Here is a 6,986-nt window from a genome sequence, read left to right as displayed (position 1 = left end):
AGTCGGCTTGCGGTGAGCTTCGAATCCACCGTCGGCCTGCGTGGCCAGGGTCAGTTGCTTGGGCATCGGGTACGCTCGTACGTAGTGGCCTTGCTTGGACCGCGGGGCAAAATCAGAGTTTCCCTAGGAAAAAGGAATGCTTCCTCGTCCATCCCTTGTAGGCCCCCGACGCCACCATCACGCCGGGTTAATAACCATCGCCGCATCCCGAGCCCCGAGGGAGGCAGCGATGAACAAGACATTGCGTTTGATGAAGAAAGGCCTGCTGGCGAGCCTGATCACCGGCTCGATCGCGACGCTGGCCGTGGCCCCGGACATCGCGTGGGCGCAGAGCGCCAACGCCACCCTGCGCGGTACCGGCCCGGCCAACACCGAAGTCACCGCCCGCAACGTGGCCACGGGCGCGACGCGCCGTACCCGTACCGGCGCCGACGGCAGCTATGCGTTGCCTGGCCTGCAGCCGGGCACCTACCGGGTCGATGCCGGGCCTGGCACAACGCGCACGGTCACGCTGACGGTGGCCTCCACCGCCACGCTGAACCTGCAACAGCCGGTCGCGCCCGCGGCCACGGCGCCGTCGGCCGCGAATGCCACCACGCTGACCGGCGTATCGGTGAGCGCGACCACGTTGAACGAGGTCAAGACACCGGAGGTGGGCAACACGATCTCGCTGCGGCAGATCCAGACCATTCCGCAGATCTCGCGCAACTTCCTGGAGTTCGCCGACACCGTGCCGGGCATGGTGTTCACCGTCGATTCCAACGGCAACACCTCGCTGCGCGGCGGCGCGATGAACAACAGCTCGGTCAACGTCTACATCGACGGCGTCGGCCAGAAAAGCTACGTCAAGGAAGGCGGCATCAGCGGCCAGAACGGCAGCCAGGGCAACCCGTTCCCGCAGCTGGCGATCGGCGAGTACAAGGTCATCACCTCCAACTACAAGGCCGAGTACGACCAGATCTCTTCGGCCGCGGTGACCGCGCAGACCAAGTCGGGCACCAACAAGTTCCACGGCGAAACCTACTACCGCTACACCAACGACGCGTTCCGCGAACGCACGCCCGCGGAAAGGGAAGACAACAGCAAGACCCCCTCGGAGGAGAAGGAGTACGGCTTCGCGCTCGGCGGTCCGATCATCCAGGACAGGATGCATTTCTTCGTGGCGTACGAGGCCAAGCGCTTCGACACGCCCAAGACCGTGGTGCCCAGCGCCGATGCCATCCCCGGCATGCCCTACCTGCCGGCCGACGTGGCGGCCCTGTTCGGCCCGGCGAACCTGCCCTTCAAGGAAGATCTGTACTTCGGCAAGATCGACTGGGAACCGACCGACCGCGATCGCTTCGAGGCCAGCGCGCAGATCCGCAACGAGGACCAGTACGGCGGCATCGGCGACCAGAACGCACCCAGCGCCGGCTACTCGACCAAGAACGACGACAAGCGCTACGCCCTGCGCTGGCAGCACAGCGGCGAGGCTTATTTCAACGAGCTGCTGTTCACCTACGAGGACGCGCACAACGCCCCCACGGCACTGAACTACGGCAACGGGTACGTATACACCTGGGCAAACGGTACCCAGGATCCGGTCCTGATCAACACCGGAGCGGCGTCGCCGCTGGCCACGCAGAACAAGGGCCAGAAAGGCCCGGCGATCCAGGATGACCTGACCTTCAATGCCCTGGAATGGCACGGCAACCACGTGGTCAAGCTGGGCTTCAAGAAAAAGATGGTCACGCTGCATGCGGCCGATGCGGCCGACGTCAACCCGCAGTTCACCTACAACGTCACCCCGGACGGCACCGCGGACACGCCCTACAAGGCCTTCTTCACCAAGCCGGTCAGCGGCCTGGGCCTGGCGCCGACGGTGTCCACCAAGAGCCGCCAGTTCGGCGCCTACATCCAGGACGACTGGGACATCACCGACAAGCTCACGCTGAACCTGGGCGTGCGCTGGGATTACGAGCGCACGCCGTCCTACACCGACTTCGTCACCCCGGCCAATGTCATCGCGGCGTTCAATACCCAGGACCCGAACGCGCCGGCCGGTCAGACCTACGCGCAGACGCTGGCGCTGGGCGGCGTCGACGTCAACGAGTACATCAGCACCGGCCGCAACCGCTCGGCCTACAAGGGCGAATGGCAGCCACGCCTGGGCTTTTCCTACGACCTGTTCGGCGACGAGGCGCACGTGATCTTCGGTGGCGCCGGCCGCGCCTACGACCGCGACCTGTACGACTACCTGCAGCTGGAAACCACCAAGTCGGCGTTGCCGCAGTACACGATCTACTTCCGCGACCCGGCCACTGGCCAGTGCTATCGCGGCAACACGCCCTGCTACGACTGGGATCCGAACTATCTCAACGGCCTGGGCACGCTGCAGGCGCTGCTCGGCCCCAGCAGCAACGCCGGCACCGAGGTCGACCTGCTCAACAACGACCTCAAGGCGCCGTACTCCGATCAGTTCAGCCTCGGCATGCGCAATGCGATCGGCGAGTGGAACACCAGCGCCACCGTCTCGCGCATCCTCAGCTACGACGGCTTCGCGTTCACCCTGGGCAACCGCTACCCGGACGGCGCGTTCTGGCAGGACAACAGCCAGCCGTGGGGCAACGGCGTGCCGGGCTTCGGCGCCCTGATCATCGGCAACAACGGCATCGAGACGCGCACCACGCAACTGCTGCTGTCGGCGGAGAAGCCCTACACCCCGGAATCGGGCTGGGGCGCGACCTTCGCCTACACCTTCACCCACGCCAAGCAGAACCGCGACATCAACGAGCACTACTCGTTCGACGAGGCCACCATCGGGGACTACCCGTTCATCACCTCCAACGCGGCGGCCAAGCACCGCTTCGTGGCCACCGGCAACATGGACGGCCCGTGGGGCACCACGCTGTCGGCCAAGCTGACCCTGGCCACGCCGTTGCCGTTCAACGGTATCGGCACCTTCCCCGGGATGGTGTTCCCGGCGGGCAACAACAGCAGCCCGGTCGCCGGCGTGCCGTCGGGCTCGAAGTTCCTGTTCGGCGGCAAGATCTGGGGTTATCGCGACATCGACTTCCAGGCCACCAAGAACTTCGACCTGGGCCATGGCGTGACGCTGTTCGGCCGCTTCGACGTGCTCAACGTGTTCAACTGGGACAACTACGTCGACTACATCCCGGTCTACGCGGACGGTGGCGTGGACGTGAGCTACAACCGCATTGGCAACATCACCTTCGTCCCGCGCACCTTCAAGTTCGAAGTGGGCCTGAACTTCTGACTCCGACAAGGGGCGGGATGCAGGCAATCTCGAACCGCCCGCCCCTGTAGGAGCGCCCTTGGGCGCGACCACCATCCAGGTCGCGCCCAAGGGCGCTCCTACAGAAGGCAGCCGGGTTTTCAAGGCTCCTCTTGGCCTGGAACGGCACGCGTCCCGCTCTGCCGTAAAAGGGAGATATCCCGTATGCAGATTCGAGCATTCCGCGTCGCTGCGTCAGCCCTCGTGCTGGGGGCGATCCTGACTACGCCGGCCGTCCGCGCGGCTTCCCCGACGAACTACGCGGCGTTGTCCAAGCCCCGCCAGGCACTGGTCGACGACCTGGAACGGCGCACCTTCGACTGGTTCTGGGACAGCGCGAACCCGACCACCGGCCTGGTGCCCGACCACTACCCCGGCGAGTCGTTCTCCAGCATCGCCGCCGTGGGTTTCGGCCTGACCGCCTACGGGGTCGGCGCGGAGCGCGGGTACATCACGCGCGAACAGGCGGTCGAGCGCACGCTCGCCACGCTGCGCTTTTTCTCGGACGCGCCGCAGAACGCCAGCGAGGACGACGCGTCCGGCTACCACGGCTTCTACTACCACTTCCTCGACATGCAGACGGGCAAGCGCTTTGGCCGCTGGGTGGAGCTGTCCAGCGTCGACACCACGCTGCTGCTCGGTGGCGTGCTGTTCGCGCAGACCTACTACGACCGCGATACGCCGGCCGAAGGCGAGATCCGCGAGCTGGCCGATCGCATCTACCGCCGCGTGGACTGGCCCTGGATGCAGCCGCGCGCACCGCTGATCAGCATGGGCTGGACCCCGGGCGGCCAGTTCATCCCGAGCGACTGGAAGGGCTACAACGAGGGCATGCTGGTCTACATCCTCGCGCTGGGCTCGCCGACCCATCCGGTGAAGCCGGAGGCGTGGAAGGCGTGGCTGTCGACCAACGACACGACCTGGGGCGAGTTCCACGGGCAGACGTTTCTCAACTTCGCGCCGATGTTCGGGCACCAGTACAGCCATGTCTGGGTGGACTTCCGCGGCATCCGCGACGACTGGAACCGCGAGCACGACCTGGACTACTTCCAGAACAGCCGCCGCGCGACCTATAGCCAGCGCAACTATGCGATCGCCAACCCCGGCAAGTGGACCGGCTACGGCGCCAACGTGTGGGGCCTGACCGCCAGCAACGGGCCGGGCGGCATCATTGTCGAGCAGGGCGACAAAACGCTGAAGTTCGAAGGCTACACGGCGCGCGGCGCCGGCCTGGATTACATCTCGGACGACGGGACCATCGCGCCCACGGCCGCCGGCGGCTCGATCGCCTTCGCCCCGGAGATCGTGATTCCGGCGCTCGAGACGATGAAACAGCGTTACGGCAAGTCCATCTACGGCCGCTACGGTTTCGTGGACGCCTTCAACCCGAGTTTCCACACCCGGACGGAGCTGCGCACCGGGCGGCTGGTGCCCGAGCTGGGCTGGGTCGACACCGTGCAACTGGGCATCGACCAGGGCCCGATCGTGCTGATGATCGAAAACTGGCGCAGCGATTTTGTATGGAAGGTGATGCGGCGCAACCCGTACATCCGCAACGGCCTGGAGAAGGCCGGGTTCACCGGCGGCTGGCTGGATGAATCGGTGCCATAACGCATTCCGTCGCACCCGTCCGTGGACGGAGCAGGCTTGCTGTCGGAGCGTCGCACGATGACTCCCTCCCCTGCTTGCAGGGGAGGGTTGGGGATGGGTGCTCTTACGCTCCGCCCGTGCAACCCCCTCCCAACCTCCCCCTGCAAGCAGGGGGAGGAGCTGTCGCTTGCAAAGGGGTACCCTGATCGGCCGGGATGGTCGCCCGGCTCGCTTTCTGCTCAGGGTTCGAGCGTTACCACTCGCGACAGTTCCGACACCCCGTGTTCGTCGAACGCCTCGACGGCCACCGCGTAGCGCACGCCCTTGTTGAGCGCGCGCAGTTGCAGGTGCGTGGGTTGGTCGGCAAAGCGCTGGTAGGTCTCGTGCAGGCGGTCAGCGGCCAGGCCCCAGCGCACGTTGTAGCCCACGGCGCCCGGTACCGGCTTCCAGTCGATCTCGGCGTTGCGTGCGTCCGCGTCGCGGGTGGCGGAGACCAGCTCCGGTGCCGGCGGCGGCGCACCCTCGGCGTTGCCGAACACGCGCAGGTCGGAGATCGCCAGGTGTTTCGCGCCGACGTGCATGTGCACGTAGCGCACGTAGCGGATGCGCGCGGGCTGGTCGAGTTCCAGGTAGGCGTTGGGCCGGTCGCGCTGCTCGTGGGAAAGGTCGGCCAGCATGGTCCAGTGCGTGCCGTCGGCGGAGCCTTCGAGCTTGAACCGGGTGACGATGTCCGGCGCGTCGCCGTAGCGGCCCGCCTTGTAGTCGGTGAAGTTCACCTGCACCGCGCGCACCGTCCGCTTGGCACCGAGATCGACAGTGAGCGTCTGGCCCGGAGTGCTCTGCGCGGCGACCCAACAGGTGCGCGGGTTTTCGTCGGTGACCTCGGCCGGCCCGTGGCCGGGCAACTGCGACGAGGCGCTGGCGTGCTTGCGCCAGGACAGCAGCATCCAGCCGGTGAACGTGCTCTCGCCAGGTTTGAGCTTGTGGTCGGGCATGCGCTGCGGGAAATCGCCGAAGCGGGTGTCGACCCACATCTGGCCGTCGTTGTGGAAGCCGGCCGGGAACAGGTCGACGCGGCGCTCGAACTTCCAGTTGACACCCACCCACATGGTGCCGGTGTTCCATGTGTTGCCATAAACGTCGTCGAAAGTGGACCCGTGACCCGCGCCCACCACGAAGCCGCCGGGCTTGTAGCCGACCGGGTTGTAGGGCGCGTAGTGGAATGGCCCCAGCGGCTTGTCGCTGGTGTAGACGCCGGTGGCGTAGACGTTGAACTCGGTGCCGGGGGCACCGTACTGCAAGTAATAGGTGTCGCCGTGGCGGTTCATCCAGGCGCCCTCGACGTACGGGTCGATGCTTTCGTCGGTATGGTCCTGGCCGAAGCGCTCCCAGCCGTGCTCACCCGGGTGCAGGCGCAGCAGGGCCTGCGGCTTGCTGACGAAGGTGACGCGCTTGCCTTCGCCTTCGTCAGCGTGGTCCAGCGCCAGGTCGATCTGCGCACCGTACAGCGGAAAGACGTTGGAGGAATCCCAGTACAGGTAGGTCTTGCCGTCCCGGTCACGGAACAGACCCGGGTCCCACGGGCCGGGCGGCAGGTCGCCGGGCTTCATCTCGCTCTCGTGGCCCGCCCAGACCGCACCGGGGACCGGCGGTAGCAGCCGGGTCCAGAACTGCCAGTGGCCGTGCGCCGGATCGGTGGAGTACAGCAGCGGGACCGGCTCCATCGCCGACTGCATCAGGAACAGCTTGCCGTCGGCGACCAGCGTGGCCGGCGCCACCGGGCCGTCGAAGGGCCAGCGGTCCGGCTTGATGAAATCCCAGTGCACCAGGTCGGTGGAACGCCAGTAGCCGTCGGCCAGGGTCAGGAACAGGTAATAGGCATCGCCGTAGCGCAGCACCACCGGGTCGGCGCCGGTGCGGTAGGAGATGCCCTGGTTCATCTGCTCGTAGTTATAGCGGTAGTCCACGTCGACCGGGTTGGCCCAGGTGCGCGCATGCGTGTTGACCGCCGCGCCGACCGTGGGGGCTGCGAGACTCCCGGCCAGCAACAGGGCAGGGGCGAGCAGGGAGCGGATGGGGCAGGTGCGTGGCATCGCGTGCGACCTCGCGGGACCGAGGGGAG

3 protein-coding genes are annotated in these 6,986 nt (G+C 66.5%); 2 read left to right on the top strand and 1 reads right to left on the bottom strand.

Annotation, left to right across the window (positions count from 1 at the left end):
* Window positions 1–229 precede the first annotated feature (229 nt).
* Both OSC30_RS13385 and OSC30_RS13380 read left to right on the top strand, forming a co-directional pair.
* Entirely contained in the window at window positions 230–3,256 is a 3,027-nt protein-coding gene (locus tag OSC30_RS13385; RefSeq protein ID WP_267172367.1) for a TonB-dependent receptor, read from the top strand.
* 183 nt (window positions 3,257–3,439) lie between these two features.
* On the top strand, window positions 3,440–4,885 hold the full coding sequence (locus tag OSC30_RS13380; RefSeq protein ID WP_267172366.1) for a glucoamylase family protein: 1,446 nt from the start codon (window positions 3,440–3,442) through the stop codon (window positions 4,883–4,885).
* Window positions 4,886–5,103: 218 nt separating this feature from the next.
* Here the strand turns inward: OSC30_RS13380 and OSC30_RS13375 are convergent, their stop codons facing one another.
* Window positions 5,104–6,957: a family 43 glycosylhydrolase gene (locus tag OSC30_RS13375; protein WP_267172365.1), complete on the bottom strand. Its 1,854-nt coding sequence runs from the start codon at window positions 6,955–6,957 to the stop codon at window positions 5,104–5,106.
* Window positions 6,958–6,986: the final 29 nt, after the last annotated feature.

Source organism: Frateuria hangzhouensis (assembly GCF_026410505.1).
Classification (GTDB): Bacteria; Pseudomonadota; Gammaproteobacteria; order Xanthomonadales; family Rhodanobacteraceae; genus Frateuria_A; species Frateuria_A hangzhouensis.
The sequence above is the reverse complement of the archived record's forward strand: the minus strand, read 5'-3'. Positions and strand labels throughout refer to the sequence as shown.